The sequence below is a fragment of the Gordonia sp. J1A genome (assembly GCF_055393515.1).
Genome location: NZ_AP041607.1, coordinates 974730 through 1001408 on the forward strand (window position 1 = coordinate 974730; position 26679 = coordinate 1001408).

Genomic DNA, 26679 nt, shown 5'->3' on the forward strand with positions numbered 1-26679 from the left:
CCGCCCGAGTCGGGCCGGTGGCACGATGGAGGCATGAGTCGCCTGGATTACGCCGAACTGAATGCAACCATCCGATACCTGATGTTCTCGGTCTTCAAGGTCCGGGCGGGCGAGCTGCCGGCGGACCGTGACGAGGTGGCCGCCGATCTCGAGCGTTTCCTCGCCGAGGTCGCCGACAAGGGCGTGGTGGTGCGCGGCATCTACGACATCGCCGGTATGCGCGGCGACGCCGACTTCATGTTCTGGTGGCACGCGGAGACCATCGAGCAGTTGCAGGACGCCTACTCGACCTTCCGCCGGAGCACCGTCCTGGGCCGGGCGTCCGACCCGTTCTGGAGCGGCTCGGCGCTGCACCGTCCGGCGGAGTTCAACAAGAGCCACATCCCGGCGTTCCTCGCGGGCGAGGAGCCCGGTGCGTACATCTGCGTGTACCCCTTCGTGCGGTCGTACGACTGGTACCTGCTGCCCGACGCCGACCGGCGCAAGATGCTCGCCGATCACGGCAAGGAGGCGCGCGACTACAAGGACGTGCGGGCCAACACGGTCCCGGCGTTCGCGCTCGGCGACTACGAGTGGATCCTGGCCTTCGAGGCGCCGGAACTGCATCGGATCGTCGACCTGATGCGCGACCTGCGCGCCACCGAGGCGCGCCGCCACGTGCGCGTGGAGATCCCGTTCTTCACCGGACCGCGCGTGGACGCCGCCAAGCTGGCCCGCTCGCTGCCCTGATCGGGCCCGCGCGCCGGGCAGGGTTCACTCGGCCTCGAAGGTGAGGCTGATGGAGTTGATGCAATAGCGCAGATCGGTCGGGGTGTCGTAGCCCTCGCCGGCGAAGACGTGACCGAGGTGGCTGTGGCAGTTGGCGCACAGCACCTCGGTCCGCGTCATTCCCAGCGAGTCGTCGACGCGCTCGATGATCCGGTCGCCGGCGAGCGGGGAGAAGAACGACGGCCATCCGCAGTGCGACTCGAACTTCGTCGTACTCCGGAACAGTTCGGCGCCGCAGGCGCGGCAACGGTAGACGCCGACATCGGTCTTGTCGGTGTACTCACCGACGAAGGGCCGCTCGGTGCCGGCTTCGCGCAGCACGTGGAACTCCTGCGGAGTGAGGCGTTCACGCCACTGCTCGTCGGTGAGCTGGGACAGGTCGGCAGGCTGGTCGGTCATGCCGTCCAGGGTACCGCTCAGGCGGCGGGGACGGGCCCGTCGTGGACCGAGCCGCCGTCGCTGGAGCCCCCGTCGACGGAGCCGCCGGTCGCATCCGCTTCACGCAGGTCGAGGTAGCGGAACAGCAGCACGCAGAACACCGAGATCATCAGCAGCGACCAGCCGAGCGGAACCTTGTTGTATTCGAGGTACCGGCCGAACGGTTCCCATTTCTTCGAGTCGAAGACGTCGAAGGTCATGCAGCCGTACACGCCCAGCCAGGCCGGCCAGTTCCGCATGGTCGAGCCGGTCTGGAAGACGGTCATCAGCAGCGGGAACAGCAGCATCGAGTAGTAGCCCTGGCCCAGCGATCCCACGAGGAACGTGGTGCCGAGCAGAACGCCCGACGAGGTCGCGAGCCAGAGCAACTCGTCGCTCCGGCGGTAGTAGCGGTAGAGGAACCACAGCGAGAAGACGGCCATCACCACGAACGCGATCCGCAGCAGCCACGCCAGCCAGGAGTCGACGCCGAAGTAGGCGGCGTTGCCGGTGATGGAGCTGTTGTAGTAGTCGCGCGACTCGCCGAGGTACGGGACGGTGCGGTGGACGAAGTCCATCGGGTCCTTCGACAACGGCCACGCCAGCACGTTCAGCACCAGCGGCACACCGATCGCGGTGACCAGGATCTTCCACTGGCGGTTCAGCAGCACCAGCAGGAGCAGCGGCGCGAGTACCGGCTTGACGGCGAGCGTGAGACCGATCGCGACGCCGGCCCACAGGTCGTGTCTGCGCATCATCAGCATCATGAACGCCAGCATCCCGAGCAGGACGAAACCGTTGAAGTTGGTGAAGATCAGCGTGTGCGCCACGGTCTCGGTGCTGAAGAAGAAGAGCAGGAGCGCCGGGAACACCCAGGAGTCGTAGGAGTAGCCGAACATCCTGGTCAACAGGTAGGCGCAGAGAATGAGCACCACCACGCTCGCCGCGATGAACAGCCAACGGGAGTATTCCGGGTTCAGAACCGCGAGCGGCGCCATCAGCATGGTGCCCGACGGCGGGTACAGGTAGTGCGGATCGACCGTGCTGTAGTTCTCGTTGTAGACCGGCAGCCGGTTGAGGAAGTTGAACGCGGCGTTGTAGACGGGCGTGAAGTCGTCGGTCCGGTGTCCGTTGACTCCGAGGATCAGCGACCGCTGAATGATCATCATCACCGAGATCGGCCACAGAATCAGCGAGATGATCCGCTGCGACTCCACGCGCGGATACAGGTAGCGCTCTACAACGTTCACCCGCGCACCGTACTACACCACGGTGTCAGGCCGGACAGGCGCGCTCGCTCGGCGCGCCCAGCGGAGCCGGGCCGAGATATTCGCCGATCAGGTCGCCCGCGCACGTGGAATTGGCGGCCACCGAGTAGCCGAGACCGTCCCACGAGACGGTGGTCTGAGCCGTGTCGGCCGCCAGCATCAGCGGCGTCAGATCGTCGGCCGCGGCGGCGCCGTTGATCGGATCGTTCTGGCCCACGAGCACCAGCGGGTCGACCGCGAAGCGCTCCGGCGCGGCGGGCGAGTCGGCGACGCCCCAGCCGTCGCACCGGACGAGATCGAGTGCCGTGGTGCCGGCGGTCAGCGGATTCTGCGCGTTCCAATCGCGCGCGAGGGCGGGGATCTCGTCGGTGCCCGGACGCCCGCGCATGTCGTTGCAGCGGGCCACGATCTGGCCGTCGGCCAGGCGGAGCGAGCGAGCCTGGTCCGCGAGCTTGCGCAGGGCACCCGTGTCGCCGCGGTCGGCGGCGGTGAGCGCCGTACTCAGTTCGCGCAGTCCGTCCGGGGAGGTGTCGCCGACCGCGAGCGCGGTGGTGAGTGCGTCGAGGACCTGTGTGTCCGACAGCGCGCCCACCTGTCCGCCCGCGCCCGACGACATCAGCCGTGGGAGGACCGCCGCCCCGCCCGCGCCGAGCGAACAGCCCGCCCCGGCGCAGCGCTGCGTGAACGCGGTGAGGGTGGCCTGCAGGCCGCGGGCGCGGCTCTGGGCGGCGGCCTTCGCGGACACGTTGTAGCCGACCGGGGAGTCGAGGATCAGCCGGCCGACGTGGTCCGGGTGCGCGGCGGCGAACGCGAGGGCCACCGATGATCCGGTTCCGACCGACAGGATCGCGAGCCGGTCGACGTCCCAGCGCTGGCGCAGTTGCTCGAGGTCTTCGCCCGCCGCCGCGGCCGAGTAGTCGAGCTGGTCCGGTGTCAGCGTGTCGTTGCACTGGTCGGCGGCCGCGCGCGCCGCCTCCGACAGTTTCTCGGCGCGTGCCGCGACATCGCGTCCGTCACCCGCACCGTTGTCGTCGTAGACGCTGCGCTGCGTGGTGGTCATGCAGTCGATCAGACCGGACGTGCCGATCCCGCGATGGTCGACGGCGATCACCGGACGGCGATCCAGGATGCCGTGGTCGGCGCCCGTCGCGAACGACAGCAGGGTCCGCGAACTCGGCATGTCCTCTCCGCTCGTCAACACGAGCGGCACGGCGCCGGCCGGCGTGGCGTCGGTGCGGGCGCGGACGACGCCGACCTTGATCGTGGTGCCCGACTGCTGCGCCGGGTCCACCGGGACGTCCAGCCGCGCGCAGTCGAGCTTCACACCGTCGGGAACGGTGACGCCGTACCTCTGTGCGATCGACCCCGCGCACTGGCGCCAGTTCAAGTCCTTCTTCGGCGCCTGCAGGGCGGGCTGCTCCGGTGCGCCGGTCGCCTGCCCGCCCTCGTCGTCCCCGCGCACGATGTCGGGACCGGTGTCCGGACCGACCGCGCAGCCGCCGACGGACGCGGCCAGGACGAGCACAGTCAGGACTGCGGCGAACCGGGAGACCGCCGATGCTCCAGCGGTCCGCGGGCGTCCGGGTGAATGCATGACCGCGAGCCTAGTCGGCACGCTCCCACAGTTGATACAGATACCCTTCCGCGTCGCCGAGCATGTGCCGCAGACGCATCGGCCCGGGAAGGGAACCGGCCGTCCGAGCGGGGACCGCGGTGCCGTGCGCGATGCGGGGTGCGTCGCCGCCGACCAGCGCGGGGCTGACCGTCAACGCCAGTTCGTCGAGCAGACCGGCGGCCGCGAGATCGGCGAGGAACCGGGGACCGCCCTCGCACAGCACATGCCGCAACCCACGCCGGGCGAGCTCGTCGATCACCGCCCGCGGCTGCACCGACGACTCACCGCAGTCGACCACGGTGGCGCCGGCGTTGAGCAGTCGGCGCCGCGCGTCTCGCGGGGCGTCGCTGCACGTGGCGATGAGGACGTCGGGGTGCCGCGCCGTGGTGAAGTCGGCGGGCAGGTTCAGCGATCGCGACGCGAGGACCAGCAGCGGCACGGCCGACTGACCGCGGGCGGCGCGGCCCGGCGCGTGACGGGGCTCGACGACCGGTGGTCCGTACCCCTCCGTGACCGCGGTCTGCGCACCCACGACGATCGCGTCGGCCAGTGCGCGCTGCAGGTGGAAGACGGTGTGGTCGCCGTCGGATCCCAACGCGCCCGACCGACCCTGCGCGGTGGCGGCGCCGTCGATGCTGGCGATCATGTTGGCGCGGACCACCGGTTCGCCGGACGGCGGAAAAGAATAGACCTGCGCCAGTCCGTCTGCTGTGACATCAGTCGCTTTCTGCAGGATGAACATGAGTCCATCATGGTGCCGGTCGTTACCCTTGCCTAATGCTGGCACGACTTAGCGATCGGAATCCGGTCCTGGCTCCCGACCAACTCATCGGCGAGATGGTTCCGCCGACGATGTTCGACGAGGTGAGCTTCGACTCGTACATCCCCGACCCCGATGAGCCCAGCCAGACCGCGGCGGTGAACGCCGCCCGCGACTTCGTCGCCCGCGCATCCAAGGTCCGCAGCGGCGGAAAGAAGAGCTTCTTCCGCAAGTCCGCCGCACCCCAGGGGATCGGGCTCTACCTCGACGGCGGCTTCGGCGTCGGCAAGACGCACCTGCTGGCGTCGATCTACCACGCGATGCCGGGGCCCAAGGCGTTCGCGACCTTCGGCGAGGTCACCAATGTGGTCGGCGCCCTCGGTTACATCGACGCGCTGGAACGGCTGTCGGGACACAGTGTCCTCTGCATCGACGAGTTCGAGCTCGACGATCCGGGCGACACGATGGTGGTCTCGCGGCTGCTCACCGAGCTCACCGCCCGCGGCGTCTCCATCGTCGCCACGTCCAACACGCTGCCCGGCCAGCTCGGCGAAGGCCGGTTCGCCGCGAGCGACTTCCTGCGCGAGATCCAGAAGCTGTCGTCGATCTTCGAGACCATCCGCGTCGACGGTCCCGACTACCGGCACCGTGACCTTCCGCCCGCACCGGAGCCGATGTCCGACGAGGAGCTCGAGCGTCAGGCCGAGAACACCGTCGGGGCCACCCTCGACACCTTCGACGGCCTGATCGCGCATCTGGCGAAGCTGCACCCGTCGAAGTACAAGTCGCTGGTCGACGGCGTGTCGCTGGTATGCATCTCCGACGTGCGTCCCGCGCCGGACCAGGCGGTGGCACTGCGCCTGGTGGCGCTGGCCGACCGGTTGTACGACGCGGAGATCCCGGTGAGCATCTCCGGGGTCAAGCTCGACGAACTGTTCACCCCGGAGATGCTGGCCGGCGGCTACCGCAAGAAGTATCTGCGCGCCACCTCGCGGCTGCTGGCCCTCTCCCGATTCGCGGAGGCGAATGACTGAGGCGCCGATGACTGACGTGCAAGGCCCACTGATCCTGCTGTCCCTCGGGGCGGGCGCTCTGTTGGAGAACCTGCCGCCGGTCGCCGGTGCGGCGCACGACGCCACCGAACCGCGTCGTCTGCGGATCGGCTACATCGACGAGGCTCAGCGTCATCTGCTCGACGCGCCGTTCACCGGACCCGAACGCGAGCGGCTCGTCCGGTTCGGGTACGACGTCGTCGATGTCGACCTCCGCAAGAGCGGCTTCGAGGAGGCTCTGGCCTGTGTCGACGCCTTCTACGTCTCGGGAGGCGACACCTTCGCGCTGATGTCCGGGCTGCGCCGCAGCGGCGCCGACAAGGTGATCGCCGAACGGGTCCGCGCCGGGACTCCCTACGTCGGCCTCAGTGCGGGAGCGGTGGCGGCCGGGCCGGACGTGGAGCCCGCAGCGTTGATGGACGACCCGGGTCTGGGTCTCGACCTGGCCGATTTCCGGGGACTCGGACTCACCGACACCGTCGTGATCCCGCATGCGGACGGACAGTTGCCGCCGTATCCCACCGAACTGATCGACCGGACGCTGAATGAGTACGGCGACCGATTCACACTGCTGCCGCTGTACGACGATCAAGCGTTGATCGTCGACGCCGCCGGATCGCGCGTGGTGCCGTCGGCCGAACCCGCCGTGTGAGGGTTCAGCTCTCGCGGGCCAGCACGAAGTCGTGCTCGATGGCGCCGTTCATGTTGAAGCTCTTGGTGCCGATCTGGCGGAAGCCCATCTTCGCGTAATACCTCTTCGCGCGTTCGTTGCCCGAGTGCACGCCGAGCCACACGAGGGTCGCACCGCGGTCGCGGGCGGCGTCGACAGCCGCGTTCATCAGGGCGTGAGACGGCCGGAGCTCGCTGTGGGCGGCATGATGCTCGGGCAGCACGTACATCTTGGAGATCTCGGTGACCGTCCCGTTCGCGACGGCGGCGGCACCGGCCGGGAACGCGTCGACCGCCGCGCGCACGTCGGGGTCGGCCGGGAGGTCGTGGACCAGCAGCGCGTAGCCGACGATGGGGCCGCCGGCACCGGTCCGCGCGACGAGTACCTGCTTGCGCGGGTCCGCAAGGTACTCGGCGAACCGTGCGGCGGAGAGCACCTGCTCGATGTGCGCGGCGATGTTCTCCGGTGTCGAGTGCGGCGGGCAGGCGAGCGGGAAGGTCGAGGCAGCGACGTCGGCGATCGCGGGAGCGAGGCCGGGATCGGTGACCGTCTCGATCAACAGACCGGCGTCGCCGGCGGCCGATTGCGCTGAAGTCGCAGATTGCGTCACATACCGATTGTGCCTTGTTCCGGTGCGGCGGCACGACACGGTACCCCGCGTCCTGGTGCAATGGAGGCTGTATGGAGCTGTATGGAGGCTGTACCGCCAACGACCGTGAGGACGCCCGTGGATCCACTGTTCGTCACCCTGTTCCAGACTCGGATCGATCCCGGCCTGACGGCTGCGAGACTGCTCGAGCAGATCCGTGCCGACTGGGGCGAGTTGCTCGACTCCGAGTTCGACTCAGTTGTGGTCGAGACACAACGAGGCGAGGGACCGGAGTCCCCGCCGGTGTTCGTGATCGCTTTCGACGAGGTCCGGGTGCTCGTGGCGGGCGTCGACGTGCCGCAAGGACTCGACGTCGCCGACGCGGCTCAGGGCAGTCCGCTGTGGAGTGCGGAGGCCGAGCTGCCCGACCCGGACGGGCCGTCCCTCGTCGTCGCGGCGTCGTCGGAGGCGGTGCTCGCCGGCCCGGTATTCGACGATGCGGTTCTCGGTGACGCGGTTCTCGGTGACGACCGTGACCTCATCGAGGAGGCGACGCTGATCTCGCGGGTGGTGACCTCACTGCTGGCCTGCACCGACTCGGTGCGGGCGGTGTACATGCACACCTCCGAGCAGATCGCCGAGCCCTCGGCGTACCGGCGCGCGGCGCTGGAGGTCTCGCCCGACCTGCCGCTGATGCTGTGGGTCGATTTCATGGTCGCCGACGAGGCCGGACTGGTGTCGGCGGAGACGATCGGGATGTCGGAGCTGGGGTTGCTCGACATCGAGGTCACCGACAGCACACTGCCGGCCGAGCAGGTGGTGAAGGTCGTCGTCGACACCGCCGTGCTGATGTACGACGACGGTCCGGTCATCGGTGACGGTGACGTTCTCGGGACCGACAGCGGCGACTTCACTGCGCGGATCGCCCCGTCGAAGTACGACGCCGACCACATCGTCCTGCACCTCGTGCCGCCGACGGCGACCGCCAACCGTGCCGAGCGTCGCGCCGCGGCGCGGAAGAAGAAGCGTCGCTGACCTCAGTCGTTCTCGAAGCCGGACGCTTCGAAGCCGAGGGTCGTCGCGTTCTCCGACACGGTGCGGCGCACCGAATCGGAGAATCCGTCGGGATCGACGGCGCTGATCTCGATGCGGATCTCCACCCGTCCGGCGGCCGAGGAGAGGTGCTTGAGCACTTCCTGCTGGATGGTGCTGAAGTCGCGCGCCGGAAAGTCCGAGTCGAGTTGCGCTGAGCCGAAGTAGCGGCGCTTGAGTGCGCTCTGAGTGGTGGACTGCGTCTCCGCCGAGCCCGCTCCGGCGGTGGACGCGTCCGATGATCCGCCGTCCGCCGAGGACTGCTCGCCGTCGCGCTCCCGCTGCTGGCGCACCTCCTCGTCGCGCTGAGCGTCCGCCGGTCCCGGCTTCACGATCAGCGTGCTGTCGGAGATGTGCACGGTGGCGTCGTCGCCGGGCAGATGCAGCCCGAGATAGCGCTTCTGGGTCTCGTCGTATCCGTCGGCGAACGCGAATCCCTGCTGGCGCCAACTGATCTGGTCGTCGAGGACCGAGTACAGCCCGTCGATCAGCACCTCCCGGTCGCGCAGCCGCGGCAGGTATGGGTAGGTCGCGTAGTACCGGTGCAGCGTGCCCACGTCGAGGTGTCCGGAATCCCATGCCGCCGACAACCGGCCCGTCAGATCCAGATAGATCAGCGACGACGATCGGGCCAGCGCGATGTGTTCCAGGCTGAGCTTGGCGCCGGTGCGCGCGTAGACGTCGTCCTTGCTGCCCGAGACGTTGACCACGTCGATGGAGTAGGTCGCCTCGCCCGTCTGCTGCTCGGGGCAGAGCGCCCAGCAGAAGGTCTCGTTGAGCCGGTTGCGCACGATGTCGTCGTTCGTCGCGCGCCGTTCCGTCGCCTGCCTGGTCTGCTGACCGCCGAGCCCGTAGTCGTCGGCGTTCTCCGCGACGTGCTTCCACGCCAGGTAGTTGCGCACCGCCTCGTCCAGTTCGCGGGCCCGGTTGGTGTCGGCGGCGAGGAAGATCAGCGAGTTCTTGAACGAACGGATCGCGTTGCCGCGGTGTTCGAGGACGTTCGCGGCCCACGACTTGGCCGTCGGGGCCGAGGACCGCGCGGCGTAGGTGTGGTGCATGGGCACCACGACCAGACGCGTGTCGGTCTCGTCCGGCACGTCGGCGGACGATTCGGGGAACACGTGGATCCCGGCGAACGACTTGTCTGCGGAGATCTTGCGCAGTTCGGTGAGCCGCCGTTCCACCTCGGCCCAGACGTCCGCGGGCGCCAGCCCGGCCGCGTGGTCGCGCGCGGTGCGGCTGATGTTGGCCTGGGTGTCGTACCAGTAGCGCGACGACTCGGTGTACAGGTACGTCGACTGACCGGTGAGGGCGTCGAGCGCCGAGTGGAAGTTGCCCGGTACGTCGCCCGGGAGAGCGGTGCCGAGGAAGATGCGGTGCTTCTCCGCGCCCTTGTGCGCCGAGTGCAGACCCGGAGTCGCGGCCATGAACACCGAACGGGCCAGCCGCTGTGCCACCTTGCGCTTGCCGAAGTGCTCGTTGTTCTTGTCGACCAGCGACGGGACCGATTCGGGGCCGGCGACGTCGGTGTGAATCACCGGTTTGAACTGGTCCTCGAGGTACTTGGTCACCTCGGAGACCACGTCGGCGTCGTCGAGTGGCACGGTTCCCGGCATGATCAGCGCCGACGAATTGTCCGACCGCCAGAGGGTCCCGACCACCCGGTTCATCATCTGCAGGACGCCGCGAGTCCGCTGGAACCGGTCGAGGGTCGACCAGTCCTGGTACAGCCGGTCGAACAATTCCGGATGAATCGGGTAGCAGCGCTTGATCCGGTCCTCGTACTGGGAGTCGCGGACCTCCGACGGGAACTCGGCGTGGTACTTGCGGTAGAACTCGACGACATTCTTGGCGATGTTGGCGATCTTCGCCGACGCCTCGGCGTCCGGTGTGGAGAAGATGCGCCGCCGCACGATCTCGAAGCTCTCCTCGGCGTTGGCGGGCTGCCACTGGTCGGCGGTCCGGCCGATCACGTTCTTCAGTGCGTGGAGTGCTTCGCGGCCGTACTCGCCGCCGACCTCTTCGTCGTTCACCTCGTCGCCGCCGTCTCCGTTGGACGACGCGGGGATCGAGATGACCACCTGAATGCCCTTGACCGCACGGGCGGCTTCGGTGAGGGCCTGGGCGAAGGTGAACTGGGTGTCGAAGTCGCCGGCCGGAAGCGGTTCCGGAGGGTTCACGAGCTGTCTGGCGTACGCCACCCATTCGTCGATCAGGATCACCGCGGGGGAGTACAGCGTGAAGAGCTCGCGGAGGTCGGCACCCGGGTTGGTCGAGGTGCGGTCGGCATGGGCGACGATGTCATAGGCTTCCTGCCCGCCCAGCTGCCAGGCCAGTTCGCCCCACATGGTGCGGATGTTCGGCCGGCCGTCGTCGGTGTTCTCCCGTGACGGGACCATCTGGTTGCCGACCAGGGCGACGCGTCCGACGCGTCCTCGCACCGCGTCGAGCGGTTTGGCGAGCGGAGCGACGTCGTCACCGAAGACGTGACTCTCCGCGCCCGACGCCAGATGCCAGAGCGCGAGCATCGAGTGCGTCTTGCCGCCGCCGAAGTTGGTCTGCAGGTTGATGACCGGTGACGCGTTCTCGTCGCCGGTCAGTCGCGCGACGTTCCGGGTGATCAGATCGCGCAACCCCTCGGTGAGATAGGTACGGCCGAAGAACTCGGCGGGGTCGGTGTACTCGGACTTGTGGCCGCCGCTGCGCATCGCGACGGTGTACAGGTCGGCGGCGAACTCCGCGGCGTTGAACTGGTCGCTCTGGATGTCGGGATGGGGTGCCAGGACGTCCCGCCATGCCGGCAGATTGTCGGAGCCCACCTGCAGCGCGGGCACGTTGCGCGCGGCCCGTTCGGTGGCCTGCCGGGTGCCGATGGCGCGGACGTCGTCGCGCAGCTTCGCGACGTCGGCGGCCTCCTTCGGAGCGTCGATGGCGAGCAGGAATCGGTGACAGATGTCGAGGTCGAACTGCGCGTCGTCGTTCGTGAAGTTCTCGTGATGCGCGAGCCGGTTCCGGGCGTCAACCAGCGGCGTCGCCAGGGATACCTGCGCGCGGCTGAGCCGCTTGCCGATCGGGTCCCAGCCGCGCCGGAACTTGTACGGAATGTTGTCGGTGAACATCCGAAGGCTGTCCGACGGGTCGAGCGGGTTGTACTTCTTGTCGGGGTGCGCGCTGGGTGCCTTGACCGTGCGCAGCACGTCGATCCAGCCGCTCGCCCCCGCCGGCAGATCGGGGCCGATCGTCTCGGTCAGGAAACGATCGACCGCCGGTCCGAGCAGCTCGAACGCCTGATGGATCCGATCCCGATTACTCGGCGCCACGGAGGGCTCCTTTCACTATTCACACAACTGTGTGTATTCGCGACGAAGGTTATCGCAGCGGTCGGACAATCAGGACGTCGAGGTCACGTCCCGCCGCCGGTGTGACGGATACCCGCCTACTGCTGCGGCAGGGGCCTCACAGCAGCATCTCCTGGTGCACCGCACCCCGCGCACCGCGGGCGATGTCGCTCCATGCGGCGCCGAGGCCGTTGAAGCTGACCGCGAGGGCCGTCGACTTGCGGTCCTCGGCTAGTTTGAACAGCAGGCTCGCGAGTTCGCGGCACAGGTCGGTGTCGACCGCATCCGGCACCAGGCTCAGCAGTGTCGACGCCGCGGGGATGCCGTCCGAGTCGAGGACACGCACCAGGTGCATCACCACCTCCCACTGGCTGATCGACGAGTCGGTGGACGGGTCGTAGTCGGCAGGCATGTCCGTGGGCGCGATCAGCGCGACCCGGCCACCGCCCTTGGTGAGAATGCCCGAGCGCTCCATGCCGTCGAGCGAGATGCTGCGCGCGTTCGCGAGCGACTCGGCGTCGCCGAACTTGCCGCTGTCGAAGCCGTTCTGGCGGAACCAGGTCAGCGCGAAGCGGGTGGGTGCGTCGAAGTCGTTCTCCAATTCGCCGAGCACCTCGTCGAGGATCGCGTTGATGCGTTGCAGCGCGGTCCGGACCGTCATCTTCGACCCGTCGTCCTCCAGCACCGCGTTGTACTCGGAGAAGATCGCCATACCCGGCCCGATCGCGGCCTGCGGCAGATCGACCGGCGCGATGGCGCCCTGCTGCAATTCGCGCAGGCTCGCCGGAAGCTCATTGCGCAGCCGCGCCAGGAACGCACGGCGGTCGACGCGCGGCGCGTCCTCCGGGCGCGGTCGGAGAGCGAGAACGATGGAGGAGGCGAGGGCGTTGGTTCCCTGGCTCAGCATGCGGTTACCGAGCTCCGATCGCATCGGCCACGTCGCGGTGATCTGCCAGCCGGAGCGGATCATGCCCTCCAGCAAGGTCTCCCAGCCGGTCGACGCCTGGCCGTCCTTCGACGAATCCTGCTGTTTGAACGCGTAATACACGGTGATGGGGAAGTCCTCGTACGCATTCTCGCGGGCGCGCCGGAAGACCTCACGGAATCCGTCTTCGAAGAATTTGTGCGCGCCCTCCTTACCGTTATGTCGGTAAGGGTTGGCCACGAGTTCCTCGGTCTTCGGCACAAGCATGGTCGAGAGGATCGACGGATGGATGTCCTTGAGCGACCGACGAAGCCACACGTAGAAGTAATCCGACAGGTCCGAGTAGCCGATGTTGTCGTAGTAGGGCGGGTCGGTGGAGATGAGCGCAGGGACTAGTACAGCGTCGTCAGCTGATATCTGATCAGTCCGGGCAGGTGAGACTCCGGTGGCTTGGTCGACAGTCTCGGCCGTCCATCCGAGGGAATTCGCAAAAGATCCGGTGTTATCCCCGAGGGGATTCACCTCTGAGAAATCCCAAACCATTGGAAGTGCCTGCCGCGCGTATGTTGAACTGGTCGACTCTCGACTGACATACCAATTTGTGAGCGACGAGTTTCGGTCGGTCATCTTTGAGATCGCCAATCCCAGATAAGTAGCCACCGCATCCGCATACGCGACGGCTCCCGTTCCCCCGTCGTCGAGTCGGCTACCCTCCGTCATTCCCGCGGCGAGCGCGTCACGCAAGACCAGCTCGCGTGCTTCTCCGACCAGATCGCTGAATGTCGTCAGCGCGGTGAGTTGGCGTGGCGTGAAGAGGTCTGAGTAGGACTTGAACCCGTACGCTTGCACTCGGAAGCTGGGAGCTTTCGGCGGGATTGCCCCAATTGGTGCGGTGTCGGGTGATATGACCTCAGCGGCCTGCTCGTGCTCTGGAGTTGGCGCGAGATACACCCGTCGCCGTTTCCCCTCCGCGACCGTCGCCATCAATTGCTCGCCCATCCGCCCCGCACGACCCTCCGAGCGGATGTACTTGAGTTCCACCGCCGTCCCACACCGAATGCAGGTCGCGCCGGTCCGGCCGACGGTCCCGTCGGTCTCCTTCGTCGGCGCCTGAGCCGGATCGTGACCGATCTCGTACAGCACGGCCTTGCCTTCGATCACGGGGACGACGTACGCCTCCTTGCCCTTCTTCTTGCCGAGCCACCACGACCTGACGAGGGGCATCGCTATCCGGCACTCGGGATTCGGGCACGTCACCGTACGCGCCCAGATCCACGCGATCACCGTCGCCTCGGTGCCGTCGGGCAGGGTCGCCTTCGGATACAGATGTCCGATCCGCTTCTGGGCCTCGTCGCGCATCCACTGTCCGTAGCGGCGGACGTCCTCGGCGAGACCTGTCGCGCGGGGCCAGTTCTGGATCGTCTCGTCGGCGGCGCCGGGCCACACGGGCGGCTGGCCGGCGAATTTCGGGGGAATCTCGATCAGCGCCTTGTTGATGAGCACGGCGACGGGGTTCAGATCGGATGCATGAGCTTCGAGTCCGAGTCGTTGCGCTTCAAGGGGAATGGTTCCGCCGCCGGCGAACGGGTCGAGGATCGGCGGGGGATTGCAGTCGGTCGACTCCATGATCTTGCGATGAGCTTCGGCGAGCAGTTGCTCGTCGTTCGAGTTCTCCCACACCACGAGTCGCTCGATCAACTCGAAGAGTCGCTTTCGCTCCGCGAGCTGCTCCGCCTCGGTGGAGTACAGGTCTGGGCGCGACGCGGGGTCGTCCACCAGTTGAGAGAACAGCACAGCGCGTGCCGCGGCCAGTGGCCGGCGCGCCCACCACAGGTGCAGTGTCGACGGATGTCCGTGGCGGATCGACTTCTCGCGAGCGGACTCCTCGTTGATCTTCTGCAGCGGGATGCTGACCTCGATCAACTTGCGTCGCTGAACATTACTGTGTGCATCGCTGGACACGGGTACCCCTTGGTGAAGCGCATGGCGGACGAGAACGTTTCAACATAGCGCACACGGCAGTGTGTATCGCAATCGGTGTGACTCGCCTGAGAATGTCGGACCCCTCGACTATCATCGAACGTAAGTTCGATAATCAGGGGGTTGGAGATGAAAGTGCAGGTGAGAGAGCGTAGGGCTTCGTCTGTGACGGTGGCCGACGACGCGATCGTCATCCGGATCGAACGTCCGGACGTCCAGAACTCGGCGACCGCTGCATCCGAGGCGTCTGGGTCACGAAGCGATCGAGCGGCACTGCTCGGGTTCGCGGCGCGCGCGGACTGCTACCAGGGGCTGGTGCTGTGGCATCGATACGAGGCGCTGTACTCGCTGCTCATGGCGAAGCAATCCGAGTTGGAGTCCGATCCGTCGGCGGACGCCTACACCCGGCTCTACGACCCACTGTGCCAAGTCGCGGCGTCGTATGCGGTCGCCGCGGGTGTGCAGCACTACACGGCAGAGCGGTTCGTCGAATCCGCCGTGGCCTGCATGGAGCGGATCCCGGCCCTCGGACGGATGTTGCGCGACGGACTGATCAACTCGGCGAGTTTCCGGCGCGCGGTGGAGCAGACGGCCCTCGTCGACGATGCGGACGTCCTGGCCTTCATCGACGCGGAAGCGGCCGCGAGACTGCGCGAAGTGGGCGGTCTCTCGGCGGCGCGCGTGGAGACGATGCTCGGGGCGATCGTCGCCGAGCACGATCCCGACGCGGTGACCTTGACCCGGGAGGAGGTGCGGGCAGCCAAGCGCGTGCAGGTGAACCCGCTGACCGACACCGCCTCGGAACTCATCGTCACCGCGTCGGCCGAGGACGTGGCGATCGCCAAGGATGTACTCGATGCGGTGATCGCCGGCGTCTGCCCCAACGACCCACGCTCCAAGGGCGCCCGGCGCAGTGATGCGGCGATGGCGCGCATCAACGGCACGGACTTCGTATGCGAGTGCGGTCGAGAGGACTGCACTGCTCGACTCGCGCCGGCCGACATCGCGTCGCGGTGCGCCCGGATCGTCCTGCACGTGGTGGTTCGGAAAGAAGTGCTCGACGGGACGTCGCAGACTGCGGCGCATCTGGACGGCCACGGCCCGATCTCGGCGACACACGTTCGTGAGATGGCGTCACGGCCCGACGCTGTGCGTCGCGAGCTGAACCTCGACGAGGTCATCGCGCAGGCGAGTCGGCCCGACAGCGGATACCGTCCGTCCGCGGCGCTGGATACTGCCGTCCGCGGGCTGTTCGGCACCTGCTCGTGGCCGGGTTGCGCCCGGCCCGCGTGGAAGTGCGACCTCGACCACGTATGCGAGTACGACCACGCGGATCCGTCGGCGGGCGGCGTCACCTGCATCTGCAATCTCAATGCGAAATGCCGATTCCATCACGGGTTGAAGACCCACGCGAACGGGTGGGTCGACGATCAGATCGTGGACGCCGCCGGCGTCGTCTGGACCGAAGTCACCTCACCGGAGGGGATCACCGTCCGGCAGCAGGCACTGAACATGTGGCTCCTTCCCGAGCTGGGCCACCTTCAGTGCGGACACGGCTCTCCGACACGCCGAGAAGCACGACACGCCGGTGACGAACCCGAACGCTCGCTGACACGGTTGCAGGCCAAGCACCGGTACCGCATGCAGAAGCGAGCGGCGAACCGCCGGGCGCGCGAAGCCATCGCCCACGACGCCGGCGCCCCGCCGTTCTGATACCGCGAGCCATCAATGGGGCGGGAGTGCCTTCTTCCAGGCCTTGTGCCAGTTGAGTTCGACTCCGCTCACGTCGGTGTTCGCGAGGTCGACGTCGCGGAAGTAGTCGGTGAGGTAGCGGACCTCGTCGTGATCGGGGCCGTCGGGGCTCACCGAGACCATCGCGAGCCGGTGGTTCTCACCGGTGTTCTTGCCCTGGAGCACCTGGTTGTAGGAGACGAAGAAGGTGTCGGCGCCGGCGATCCGGCCCTTGACCTCGATGTACACCGATGGTGCACGACCGCCGTCCGCAGCCGGAGCCGGAACGGAGAGGACGTCGTATCCGGGGTTGTTGTGCGGCATCTCCTCGGGCATGCGGGCCAGGGCGCACTCGGCACGCAGCACCGCGTCGACGGCCCGCCGGTCGGTGGCCGTGGTGTCGGCGGCGTGTCGGCCCACCGACTCGCCGAGCATCCCGGCGGGGACCACGAGAACCGCGGTCTCCAGCTTCGGCGGGCGTGCGGTGAGGACACGCTCGTCGGCGAGCTCGCGCAGGCGGCGCCCGAGCCTGGCCTCCAACTCGCGCGCCCGCCGCTCGAGCCGTTCCGGGCTGAGGCGCCGCCCGCGCGTGGTCTTGCCGGCCGCCGATTCTTCACGCCGGCGTGCGACTTCGGAGTCCAGGTAGTTGATCTGCTCGATCAGCCGTGTGCGCACCGCTCTCTCGGTCCGCTCGACGTCGGGGACCACGCGGTCGCGGACCTCGCTCAGGTGACGGGGCACCGCGGTGGACGCGGCCCACGACAGCGCCTGGTCCGTCAGCGCACGGCCGACGAATGAATCGAGCCCGCGGATCGGCGCGCCCTCCGGGATCGGCTGCAGGTCGAGATGCGGCGCCGGACCGGCATCGGCGACCGATCCGTCGGCGTCGATCGAGACGAACGCGAATCTCTTGCTGACCACAGTCCCGGCACCGTCGACGATCTCGGAGGTCAGGGCGAAGATCGCGCGCGGGGCGGTGCCGGGATCGGTCGGGTCGAGCAGCGTGGCGCCCGCGGCGAGGACGTCGGCACTCCCGTCCAGGACGGAGTCGATCACGGCGTCGAGCAGCGGGTGCCCGGGTGCCAGGAGGTCGGCGCGCACGGCGCCCGACGACACCGCCGACGGCTCGAACGTGACGCGCTCGTACGCCCTCGTCACCGGCCGCCCCGCGTGCTCCCGGCGGATGTCTCGATGACGCAGCGGCGCCGGAACATTCGAGATCTGGAACCGGTGGCGCTCCCGCTTCGACAGCCGACCGCCGAGCGCGGTGAACGCATCGGTGAAGAACTGCGCGATGTAGTGCGGCTGCAACCTGCGCGCGGTCGCCTCGTCCATCTCGCGGCGCAGACGCGCCATCTCGAGCGGATCGAGCGTCTCGCGGGCGAGTGCGCGCTCGGTGACGAGCGTGTCGCAGCCGGAAGCCACCTCGGCGTCGACGATGCGCTCGATCTCGTCGATCCGCGCGGGATCGTCGCCGTAGAGCACCGCATCCCACAGCAGGTCGCGCAGCGGCCGGCCGGCGAACGCTTCGTCGCCGAGAACGTCGAACAGCTTGCCGCCGTAGGCCGAACGTTGCTGCTCCATCTTCTCGAGCAGACGCGTGTAGACCTGACCTTCGCGAGTCTGGGCGGCCACGATGTTCCACAGGCGGCACACGTTCTTCTGCCCGATGCGGTGAATGCGGCCGAAGCGCTGCTCGAGTCGGTTCGGATTCCACGGCAGGTCGTAGTTGACCATCAGGTGCGCGGCCTGCAGATTGAGCCCCTCGCCGGCGGCGTCGGTGGCCACCAGCACCAGCCGCGACGGTTCGTTGGTGAACTGCTCCCGGATCGCGACGCGCTCGCCGCGCCGCGTGCCGCCGTGAATCGTCAGCACCGCGTCGTCGGAACCGAGCACATTGCGGATCTGCGCGGTGAGGTAGTCGAGCGTGTCCTTGTGCTCGGTGAACACGATGAGCTTGCGCGGACGACCGTCCTTGCCGCGCAACAGTTCTCGATCGGTCAGCAGTGAACGCAGCTCCGACCACTTCCGGTCGATGCCGCGGTCGCGCACACGGGTCGCCAGCGCCACGAGGTCTTCCAGGATCGCGATCTCGGTGTCGAGTTCGGCGACGGTGCGTGCGGCGGTCGCCGCGTCGACCACTTCCTCCTCGATGCGCTCGTACTCCTCGGCGCTGTATTCGTCGGGATCGTCGAAGGCGTCGGCGGGCGGCAGCGGCATCCGATCGTCGACGGGGATCCGGCCGGCGATCAGGTCGGCACGACGCGAGGCGAGCCGATCGCGGCGACGCTGCAGACTTCGCAGCACCGCGTGGGTGCTCGACGCGAGCCGGCGCTGGAGGACGGTGAGCGCGAACCCGACGGTGCGGCGTTTGGGGGAGTCGGGCGAACTCTCCGCACGGTTCATCTCCACGCGCACGTACTGCGTGACGGCCTCGTACAGCTCCGCCTCCCCGTCGGAGAGCTCGTAGGGAACGGTTTCGGCGATCCGTTCCGGGAACAGCGGCCTGCCCTCGAAGGTGAGCAGTTCCTCCTTGACCATCCGTCGCATGAGGCCGGAGGTGTCGGCGACCGCGTCCGACTGCGGGCGGCCGGCGAATCGGTCCTCGTCGAGAAGGGAGAGGAACAGTTGGAAGTTGTCGTCGTTGCCGGCGTGCGGCGTCGCCGTCATCAGAAGCAGGTTGCGTGCCACGCCGCCGAGGACGCGGCCGAGCTTGAACCGCTCGGTCTCCCGGACCTCGCCGTCCCAGCCCTGCCATGACGCGGACAAGCGATGCGCCTCGTCGACCACCACCAGATCCCACTCGCTCGCCTCGAGGTGACCGATCAGGTCGGGGTCGCGGGCGAGCTGATCCATGCGGGCGATCATGAACGGGTGGGCCGGGAACGGGTCGCCGCTGGGGCTGGCGTTGATCAGATCCCGGGTCAGGAGAGTGGCTGTGAGGCCGAACTTCTCCGACAGTTCGTCCTGCCACTGTTCCACCAGCCCGCCCGGCGCGACGATCAGCAGCCGCGCGAGATCGCCCCGGAGCAGCAGTTCCTTGGCGTACAGCCCCGCCATCACCGTCTTGCCCGCGCCGGGATCGTCGGCCAGCAGGAAGCGCAGGGGAGTGCGCGGCAGCAGTTCCCCGTACACCGCGCGGATCTGGTGCGGCAGGGGAGAGATGTCGCTGGTTCCGACCGCCGCCATCGGGTCGTGGGCGCCGGTCATCGCGATGCGCAGCGCCTCCGTCGCGAGGCGGAACGTCCGCGGGTCGGCGTCGAAGGTCCACGAGCGCTCGACATCGTCCTCGACGACGATGTCAGCGATGTCGTCGGCGAACAGCATCTCCTCGCGGACGCCCAGTCGGTCGTCGCGGACGACCACCGTGGCCGCCGAATCTCCGCTCGGGATCACCGCGACGAGGTGGACCGGCTCGCGCCAGCGGCCCGACAAGCGCTGCCCGGGACGCAGATCGGTGAGGGATCGCAGATTCATGTGCACACCATAGTGGGCGCATCGGACAGTTCCCGCGTCGCGGTGGTGCTACTTGCGGTGGTGTTACTTGCGGTGGTGCTACTTACGTCCGAACCAGCGCCGCTTCCTCGGCTGCGCCGGCTCGTCGGCGAGTTCGGGTTCCGGGAAGTCCTCTCCGACGAACTCCAGCGACAGGACGGTCTTGTCCGCGTCGACCTGCGACGGCGCGTGGTGCGCGACGATCTCGGCGGCCTCCGTGGCGCCCAGCGTGTCGCCGTCGCCGATCACCGGGCCGTTCTCGAGAAGGTAGATCGCGGTGTTGACGATGCGGCCGAAGGTGTCCTCGGCGGACTCGTGCGACTGCACGATCTCGACGTCTGGCAGCCCGAGCATGTCGAGTCCGCGCGTATGTCCGGTCATGATGCCGTCGGGTCGCGGCGCGACGTTCAGGGCCACCCACGCCGGGAGCATCGGATCGGGGAGCGTCTCGATCGCCAGGTCGCGGAACAGCGGAGGCAGGATCACGTGATTCGCGCTGCCGAAGTACACGGCGACGATCGACTCCGACAGTGCCACCGCGGCAGCGATGACCTTCGACAGCAGGACCGCATCGGCGATCGCCTCGACATGGTTCGTCTCATGTCCCGGCCGGACGACGGTGACGATGGTGTGCGCCGAGTAGTCGGCGGGCGCCGGAGTGTGATCGGGCCACAGCCGGCTGTACTGGGCGATCTCGGCGAGGTCGTCGCCCACCGGTGCCGCGATCCCCATCAGGAAGATCTGCCGGTCGCCGTACGCCAACGCCAGGGGCGAGTCGGCGTCGTCGGCCGCCCCCGACCCGGCAGCAGCGTCGCCGACGCTCAGCAGATCGGCGTCCAGGTCCGGGAAGTCGCTGAGCATCTGTGCGGCGAGGCGCTCGGCGGAGAGTGCGGGATCGAGTCGGCTCTGGAACAGCATCGCGAGGCTGGGCACTGGAGTCCGGTCCTTTGCAGTGGGGTTCGAGGGGCGGTCCGGCCGAAGCGGAACGCCGTCAATCCTGCCAGAACCGGGAACGACGAAGCCCGCCGGATCCCGGCGGGCTTCGTCTGCGTGGTGCGCGATACAAGGATTGAACTTGTGACCTCTTCCGTGTCAGGGAAGCGCTCTCCCACTGAGCTAATCGCGCGGGTCTTATTGAGTTGGTGCCGTTACTCGAACTCGGTACCGGTGTTCGGTGGAGGTGGCGACGGGAATCGAACCCGTGTGCACGGCTTTGCAGGCCGTTGCCTCACCACTCGGCCACGCCACCAGGTGATCTTTCCGAGCGGATGACGGGATTCGAACCCGCGACCCTCACCTTGGCAAGGTGATGCGCTACCAGCTGCGCTACATCCGCATGCCGGTGAACTCGTCTTGTGGACGCTGTCGCTCACCGGCGAGAACAAACACTAGCGGTACGGCGGCGACATTTGCAAACCGGGGTCCCCGTCGGACCGTGGACTCCGCCAGATCAGCCGCTCCGCCTCGGACGCTCCGAGGTCGCTCGCGGCGAATGCGGTGACGTCGGCGGCTCGCTGACGGAGATGGTCGGCGACGCTCCGGTCGAATGCGGCGTCGACCCGGGACTCGAAGTCGTCGATCGGGCCAGTGGCGTCGAGCCAGGCACGTCGGTCGAGCTGTTCTCTGGCGCGGTCGGCGCCCTCGGCGTACGTCAGGAACGCCAGGACTCGATCCGTGAGGGCGTCGGCGCGCTGGTCCAGGCCGCTCGACTTGTCGATGTAGGCGTTGACGATCTCCGGATCGGATGCGCGGGGGCCGAGGGGCTGCGAACCGAGGATTCGGCGCGCCCTGCGAATCGCGGCGGCGGACTCGGCGACCGTCCGAACCTCGGCGTCGAGGTCGATGCGGGCCTGGTATCGATCCAGCAGATCGTCGTGCCATGCCGGGTTCTGGTGCAGCCGCGCCGCCACTACGGCGGCCAGCACCGCCAGCCGGCCGTTCTCGTCCGCCTGCATCAGCCGTAGCGCGGCCTGCTCTTCGGAGTCCGGTCGGTAGCGCCGGCGCAGTCGCATGTCGGCGATCTCAGCGGTCTCCACGTGCTCGGGCGGTTCGACGAAAGGGAGCCAACTCAAGCCGACCGCTCGGGCGCGCAGGGTGAAGTCACGACCTCTCCAGGTGTCCAGCGCCAGCGCCAGGTGGCCGGACACCGTTCCGTCGCGGGCTGTCTCGCCGAACACCGTCTCGCCGCACGGGTCCGGGCCGCCCGCATCCGCGGCGGCCCGGGCGGCGTCGTCGTACTGCTGCTTGCGGATTCGGCGCGACTCGCGGAGACGCTCGGTGTGCGTCGTGAGTCGCCGAGCCAGTGCGTCTCGAACGGGCCGTGGGCGGCGAAGCGGGCGTCGGTCGTCGCCGTCGGAGCGTCGGGCATCGCGCGGGCGGTAATCGGAACTGCCGGACGCGGGCTGCCGGACAAGGATCGCCACGGCGACCACGACGAGTGCGGCGGCGACGAGCATCAGTGTCATGGACACAGCACAGCATGAGGGTCGGACAACGAGACGAGGCCCGGCGGTCGCCGGGCCTCGCTGTCGGATCTGGTGCGCGATACAAGGATTGAACTTGTGACCTCTTCCGTGTCAGGGAAGCGCTCTCCCACTGAGCTAATCGCGCGGGTCTTATTGAGTTGGTGCCGTTACTCGAACTCGGTACCGGTGTTCGGTGGAGGTGGCGACGGGAATCGAACCCGTGTGCACGGCTTTGCAGGCCGTTGCCTCACCACTCGGCCACGCCACCAGGTGATCTTTCCGAGCGGATGACGGGATTCGAACCCGCGACCCTCACCTTGGCAAGGTGATGCGCTACCAGCTGCGCTACATCCGCATACCGGTGAGCTGCCTTGTGGGCGTTGCTCACCAGCGAGAAGAACACTAGCGGCACGTATGTCGTCAAGACAAATCGTGAGGTCAGCGACTTACATGGATGTGATTCCGCAGATGGGAGCGTTCTTGGCACCCCGGAGACGGGCTCGCGACCGTTCCTCGCGAGTGTTCCCGGCTCTCGAGCGGGGGATTTGGTGCCGTCGGCCGCGATGTGTAATCTGTTTTCTCGTGCGACCGACGCAGGTCGTTCATAACTCGATACGGTCCCGTGGCTCAGTGGAAGAGCGTCCCGTTCACACCGGGGAGGTCGCTGGTTCGATCCCAGCCGGGACCACAAGAAGAAGACCCGCAGGTTACTGCGGGTCTTCTTGCTGTTCGACGCGCGACTTGCCACTCGACGCGCGAGCGCGATCGCGACTCGACGACGTTCCGCCTCTCCTCCTGCTGTTTCGCAGATCTCGGTCCAGCGAGTGCCTCCTTTCTCTCTACTTTCGCCCCGCTCGGGGGCTTGCCACGACTTCGCATCGACCATATTCTGAACGCACTTCATTAATAGGTATGGCAAACCTAAGACACATGCGTGAGGAGCGATATGACGACGCTGGAAGCGCCACCGGTGCAGACCGCCGACGACCCGCCGACCGATCCGAAGGTTCAGCAGCGCGAGGACTCCCGCGCGCTCCGCGAACTGATGCGCCCGGTGGCCCCGCAACTGGCGCTCGGTCGTGGACTCGCGGTGATCTCGGGTGTGCTCGCAGTGGTCCCGTACGTCGCGCTGGTGCACATCGGCGAGGTCCTGCTCGATGCGGCCCGTGCGGAGGCACCCGTCGACGGCGATGAGGTGAACCATTGGATCGAGATCCTGATCGTCACCTTCACCCTGCGGCTCGCCGTCTATTTCGTGGCACTGGGCGTCACCCACTTCGCGGACATCCGACTGGGGCATACGATCCGCCTGCGGATGGTGGAACGTTTCTCGCGTGTGCCGCTCACATGGTTCACGTCGACGAACTCCGGCCGCGTGCGCAAATCGCTGCAAGACGATATCGGAACCATCCACCACCTCATCGCCCACCAGCCAGTCGACGGCACCCAGGCCGTGGTGATGCCACTGGCGTTGACGGCCTACGCGTTCGTCATCGATTGGCGGCTGGGTCTGCTGGCCATAGCGACGGTTCCCCTGTACGCCGCCGCGATGGCGTTGGGAATGCGCGGCATGGCGGAGAAGACCGTTGAGATGGACGCCAAGCTCAGCGTGGTCTCGGCACGGATGGTCGAGTTCGTCACGGGTATCACGGTGGTGAAGGCATTCGGACGGGTGGGCCGCGCGCACAGCGCCTATCAGGAGGCCGCCGGCGATTTCCAGGCCTTCTACTACGCCTGGGTGAAGCCGCTTCTTCGAGTCAGTTCGCTGGGTACCTCCCTGCTCGCGGTCCCATTGGTACTGCTGATCAACATCGGCGGCGGCGCCTGGCTGGTGCACCGCGGCGAGGTCACCACGGCCGACGTGCTCGCCACCTCGCTCATCGCATTGTTGGTCCCGTACGGCATCGAGGTGCTGATGAACTCCATGTGGTCATCGCAGATGGCGGGCGCGTCCGCGCGGCGTCTCACCGACCTGCTCGAAACCCCGACCCTCGACGACGACGGTGTTCGCGCCCAGCCCGAAGGACACGACGTGGAATTCGACCACGTCAGCTACTCGTACGGCGGGCCGGGAGCGGACCTGGCACTCGACGACGTCTCGTTCACCCTCCGCGAGGGCACGATCACCGCGCTGATCGGCCCTTCGGGCTCGGGCAAGTCGACCATCGCGACTCTGCTGGCGCGCTTCGACGATCCCTTCGCGGGGCAGATCCGCCTCGGCGGCGTACCGATCGCCGAGATCGACCACCTCTACCAGCACGTGAGCTTCGTGTTGCAGGAACCGCAACTGCCGTCGATCTCGCTCCGCGACAACATCGCCCTCGGCCGGCCGGACGCGACCGACGAACAGATCCGCGCAGCCGCCCGTGCCGCCCGGATCCTCGACGACATCGAAAGTCTCCCGGACGGCTTCGACACCGTCTACGGCTCGGCGAGCGGGCTCTCCGGCGGTCAGGCGCAGCGCATCGCCATCGCGCGTGCCGTACTGGTCGACGCCCCCGTCCTCATCCTGGACGAGGCCACCGCGCTCACCGATCCGGAGTCCACGCACCAGATCCAGCAGGCGCTCAGTGATCTGGCCCGCGACAAGACAGTGCTTCTGGTGGCGCACCGACCCGAGGTGGTCGAGGGCGTCGATCAGATCGTGCTCGTGGACAGAGGGCGCGTGCTCGCAACCGGCACGCACGACGACCTCCTCGGCGAGCCCGGCTACGCCCGCCTGTGGGAGTCGGTCGAGGAAGGCGAGAAATGATGAACCTGCCACTGATCGACATCATCCCGCGGATGAAGCGGATGGTCTCCGCGCCCGAGGCGCTGGCCCCGGCGTTGCTGGCCGCAGTGCTGGCCGGTCTGGTCGAAGGCCTGGCCCTGGTCGCGTTGCTCCCGGCCATCAGCTCGCTCGCATCCGGCGAACGGGTGTGGGGATCGGGAACCGCGGGATGGCTGATCGTCTTCGCAGTGCTCGCGGCGGCGGCCTTCGCGCTCATCTACATTCAGGAGCGGCGCACGTACGCGGTCGCTCTGGACTTCCTCCACAGCATTCACCGGCTGGTGGGCGACCAGGTGTCGAGACAGCCGCTGGGCTGGTTCGCACGCCCGCTGTCCGGCCGATTGTCGCGGATGGTCTCGTCGGAGTTGATGATGGCGGGCGAGATCTTCGCCCACATGATCGGCCCGCTGGTCTCGCGGATGACTGCGGCGATCGTGATCGTGGTGGCGTCGTGGTTCTGGAATCCGTGGCTCGGTCTGATTCTGACGATCGCCGCACCGGTGTTCGTGATCATCACCCTGGCGTCGACTGCGTTGATGCGCAGTGGCGAGCGGATTCACGAGCCGGAAGAGGTGAACCTGGCGAACCGCATCGTCGAGTACGCGCAGTGCCAGGGCGCACTGCGATCGTGCGGTCGAGGCCGCTCGTTCGCACCGTTGGACGCCGCGTTCGGTGACACCCTCCGCGCCCGAAGAAGAGCACAGTGGATCGAGACCGCCGGTCTGTTGCTCTCCGGCATGGCGACCCAGGGAGTGATCGTCGCGCTGATCTCCATCACCGGAGCGCTGGCCGTCTCGGGGGCGCTCGAACCGATTCCGGCGCTGGCGTTCGTCGGTTTCGCACTGCGCTTCACTTCCACCCTCTCCACCATCACCGAGAGCGCGATGAGCCTTGAATCTCGGCGGCCGCTGCTCGACGCCATCGACGAGGTGCTCACCGCCGAACCGCTGCCTGAGCCGCCGTCTCCGGCCGAGTTGACCGCTCCCGGCACGATCGAACTCGACCGGGTGAGTTTCGCCTACCGCTCCGACCAGGATCCGGTCCTGCGCGACGTCTCGCTCCGGGTGCCCGCCGGTGCGATGGTGGCCCTGGTCGGTCCCTCCGGCAGCGGCAAGACCACGCTGATCAGACTGGTGAGCCGCTTCCATGACGTCGACGCCGGCACGGTGAATGTCGGCGGCGTGCCGGTGACCGAGCAGACCACCGAGCAACTGATGGGGCAGTTGTCGCTGGTATTCCAGGACGTCTATCTGTTCGACGACACCCTTGAGGCCAATGTCGCAGTCGGCCGGAGCGGCGCGTCGCGGGATGAGATCCGCGCGGCGGCGGACCTGGCCGGCGTCACCGAGATCGCCGAGCGGCTCCCGGACGGCTGGGATTCGCGGGTGGGGGAAGGTGGGCGAGCACTCTCCGGAGGCGAACGGCAACGAGTCGCCATCGCACGGGCATTGCTGAAACGGTCACCGATCGTGCTGCTCGACGAGGCCACCTCGGCGCTCGATGTGGAGAACGAGGCGAACATCGTCGCTGCCGTCGAACGATTGCGCACGCAGGCCACCGTGCTGATCATCGCGCATCGTCTGGAGACGATCGCCGCGGCCGACCAGATCGTGGCGCTCACCGACGACGGGCGAGTGGAGGCGCAGGGCACGCACGAGCAACTCCTGGCCCAGGACGGCACGTACTCGCACTTCTGGAACCGGCTGCACAGTGCGCAGGGGTGGCGGATCGTCGCCGACTAATC

The 26679-nt window shown here is 67.7% G+C and carries 17 protein-coding genes and 7 tRNA genes; 8 read left to right on the forward strand and 16 right to left on the reverse strand.

Annotated features, from left to right (window positions below; all coding sequences use genetic code 11):
* Positions 1–33: 33 nt before the first annotated feature.
* A complete protein-coding gene (gene hemQ, locus ACZ5QD_RS04580; protein ID WP_006896355.1) occupies positions 34–729 on the forward strand; it encodes a hydrogen peroxide-dependent heme synthase in 696 nt (231 codons plus the stop codon).
* Positions 730–753: 24 nt separating this feature from the next.
* On the opposite strand, the gene msrB is transcribed toward hemQ, so the two are convergent.
* From msrB to ACZ5QD_RS04600, 4 genes are read right to left on the reverse strand one after another with little or no spacing between them, the layout of a single operon-like run.
* Positions 754–1167: a peptide-methionine (R)-S-oxide reductase MsrB gene (gene msrB / locus ACZ5QD_RS04585; protein ID WP_006896356.1), complete on the reverse strand. Its 414-nt coding sequence runs from the start codon at positions 1165–1167 to the stop codon at positions 754–756.
* Between the two features lie 17 nt (positions 1168–1184).
* Positions 1185–2435 (reverse strand): glycosyltransferase family 87 protein, encoded by a 1251-nt coding sequence (locus ACZ5QD_RS04590; protein WP_278127252.1) that lies wholly within the window; start codon positions 2433–2435, stop codon positions 1185–1187.
* Between the two features lie 25 nt (positions 2436–2460).
* Positions 2461–4047, reverse strand: coding sequence for an alpha/beta fold hydrolase (locus ACZ5QD_RS04595; protein WP_464367132.1), 1587 nt, complete (start codon positions 4045–4047; stop codon positions 2461–2463).
* 10 nt (positions 4048–4057) lie between these two features.
* The gene (locus tag ACZ5QD_RS04600; RefSeq protein WP_045537624.1) at positions 4058–4810 is read right to left on the reverse strand and encodes a dihydrofolate reductase family protein; all 753 of its coding nucleotides are present in this window, start codon (positions 4808–4810) and stop codon (positions 4058–4060) included.
* A 35-nt stretch (positions 4811–4845) separates the two neighbouring features.
* On the opposite strand from ACZ5QD_RS04600, the gene zapE reads away from it, so the two are divergent.
* Both zapE and ACZ5QD_RS04610 read left to right on the forward strand, forming a co-directional pair.
* Positions 4846–5862 (forward strand): cell division protein ZapE, encoded by a 1017-nt coding sequence (zapE, locus tag ACZ5QD_RS04605; RefSeq protein WP_006896360.1) that lies wholly within the window; start codon positions 4846–4848, stop codon positions 5860–5862.
* 7 nt (positions 5863–5869) lie between these two features.
* A complete protein-coding gene (locus ACZ5QD_RS04610) occupies positions 5870–6532 on the forward strand; it encodes a Type 1 glutamine amidotransferase-like domain-containing protein (RefSeq protein ID WP_039867407.1) in 663 nt (220 codons plus the stop codon).
* 4 nt (positions 6533–6536) lie between these two features.
* Here ACZ5QD_RS04610 and ACZ5QD_RS04615 read toward each other — a convergent pair whose 3' ends face one another.
* Complete coding sequence (locus ACZ5QD_RS04615; protein ID WP_464367133.1) at positions 6537–7160, reverse strand: GNAT family N-acetyltransferase; 624 nt, start codon at positions 7158–7160, stop codon at positions 6537–6539.
* Positions 7161–7277: 117 nt separating this feature from the next.
* Between ACZ5QD_RS04615 and ACZ5QD_RS04620 the strand changes: the two genes are divergently transcribed.
* Entirely contained in the window at positions 7278–8174 is an 897-nt protein-coding gene (locus tag ACZ5QD_RS04620; RefSeq protein WP_006896363.1) for a DUF4261 domain-containing protein, read from the forward strand.
* 2 nt (positions 8175–8176) lie between these two features.
* On the opposite strand, the gene ACZ5QD_RS04625 is transcribed toward ACZ5QD_RS04620, so the two are convergent.
* Both ACZ5QD_RS04625 and ACZ5QD_RS04630 read right to left on the reverse strand, forming a co-directional pair.
* Entirely contained in the window at positions 8177–11551 is a 3375-nt protein-coding gene (locus ACZ5QD_RS04625; RefSeq protein WP_464367134.1) for a DUF499 domain-containing protein, read from the reverse strand.
* A 136-nt stretch (positions 11552–11687) separates the two neighbouring features.
* Positions 11688–14456 carry a DUF1156 domain-containing protein gene (locus tag ACZ5QD_RS04630; protein ID WP_464367135.1) on the reverse strand — a complete coding sequence of 923 codons (2769 nt, stop codon included), beginning with the start codon at positions 14454–14456 and terminating at the stop codon, positions 11688–11690.
* Between the two features lie 147 nt (positions 14457–14603).
* Here ACZ5QD_RS04630 and ACZ5QD_RS04635 point away from each other — a divergent pair, with 147 nt between their 5' ends.
* On the forward strand, positions 14604–16187 hold the full coding sequence (locus ACZ5QD_RS04635) for an HNH endonuclease signature motif containing protein (RefSeq protein ID WP_464367136.1): 1584 nt from the start codon (positions 14604–14606) through the stop codon (positions 16185–16187).
* 12 nt (positions 16188–16199) lie between these two features.
* Here the strand turns inward: ACZ5QD_RS04635 and ACZ5QD_RS04640 are convergent, their stop codons facing one another.
* From ACZ5QD_RS04640 to ACZ5QD_RS04680, 9 genes are all read right to left on the reverse strand, one after another.
* A complete protein-coding gene (locus ACZ5QD_RS04640; protein WP_464367137.1) occupies positions 16200–19682 on the reverse strand; it encodes a helicase-related protein in 3483 nt (1160 codons plus the stop codon).
* 78 nt (positions 19683–19760) lie between these two features.
* The gene (locus tag ACZ5QD_RS04645) at positions 19761–20633 is read right to left on the reverse strand and encodes a DUF4261 domain-containing protein (RefSeq protein WP_006896368.1); all 873 of its coding nucleotides are present in this window, start codon (positions 20631–20633) and stop codon (positions 19761–19763) included.
* Positions 20634–20751: 118 nt separating this feature from the next.
* Positions 20752–20826 (reverse strand) — tRNA-Val (locus tag ACZ5QD_RS04650).
* A 49-nt stretch (positions 20827–20875) separates the two neighbouring features.
* A tRNA-Cys gene (locus tag ACZ5QD_RS04655) sits at positions 20876–20949 on the reverse strand.
* A gap of 14 nt (positions 20950–20963) precedes the next feature.
* Positions 20964–21036 (reverse strand) — tRNA-Gly (locus ACZ5QD_RS04660).
* A 52-nt stretch (positions 21037–21088) separates the two neighbouring features.
* A complete protein-coding gene (locus tag ACZ5QD_RS04665; protein ID WP_006896369.1) occupies positions 21089–22165 on the reverse strand; it encodes a hypothetical protein in 1077 nt (358 codons plus the stop codon).
* A 70-nt stretch (positions 22166–22235) separates the two neighbouring features.
* Positions 22236–22310: transfer RNA gene (locus ACZ5QD_RS04670), tRNA-Val, on the reverse strand.
* 49 nt (positions 22311–22359) lie between these two features.
* Positions 22360–22433 (reverse strand) — tRNA-Cys (locus ACZ5QD_RS04675).
* 14 nt (positions 22434–22447) lie between these two features.
* Positions 22448–22520 (reverse strand) — tRNA-Gly (locus tag ACZ5QD_RS04680).
* Positions 22521–22781: 261 nt separating this feature from the next.
* On the opposite strand from ACZ5QD_RS04680, the gene ACZ5QD_RS04685 reads away from it, so the two are divergent.
* The 3 genes from ACZ5QD_RS04685 (at position 22782) to ACZ5QD_RS04695 (ending at position 26677) form a co-directional block, all read left to right on the forward strand.
* A tRNA-Val gene (locus ACZ5QD_RS04685) sits at positions 22782–22853 on the forward strand.
* A gap of 258 nt (positions 22854–23111) precedes the next feature.
* Entirely contained in the window at positions 23112–24917 is a 1806-nt protein-coding gene (locus ACZ5QD_RS04690; RefSeq protein ID WP_006896370.1) for an ABC transporter ATP-binding protein, read from the forward strand.
* On the forward strand, positions 24917–26677 hold the full coding sequence (locus tag ACZ5QD_RS04695) for an ABC transporter ATP-binding protein (protein WP_412475728.1): 1761 nt from the start codon (positions 24917–24919) through the stop codon (positions 26675–26677). Before ACZ5QD_RS04690 ends, ACZ5QD_RS04695 begins: the two co-directional genes overlap by 1 nt.
* Positions 26678–26679: the final 2 nt, after the last annotated feature.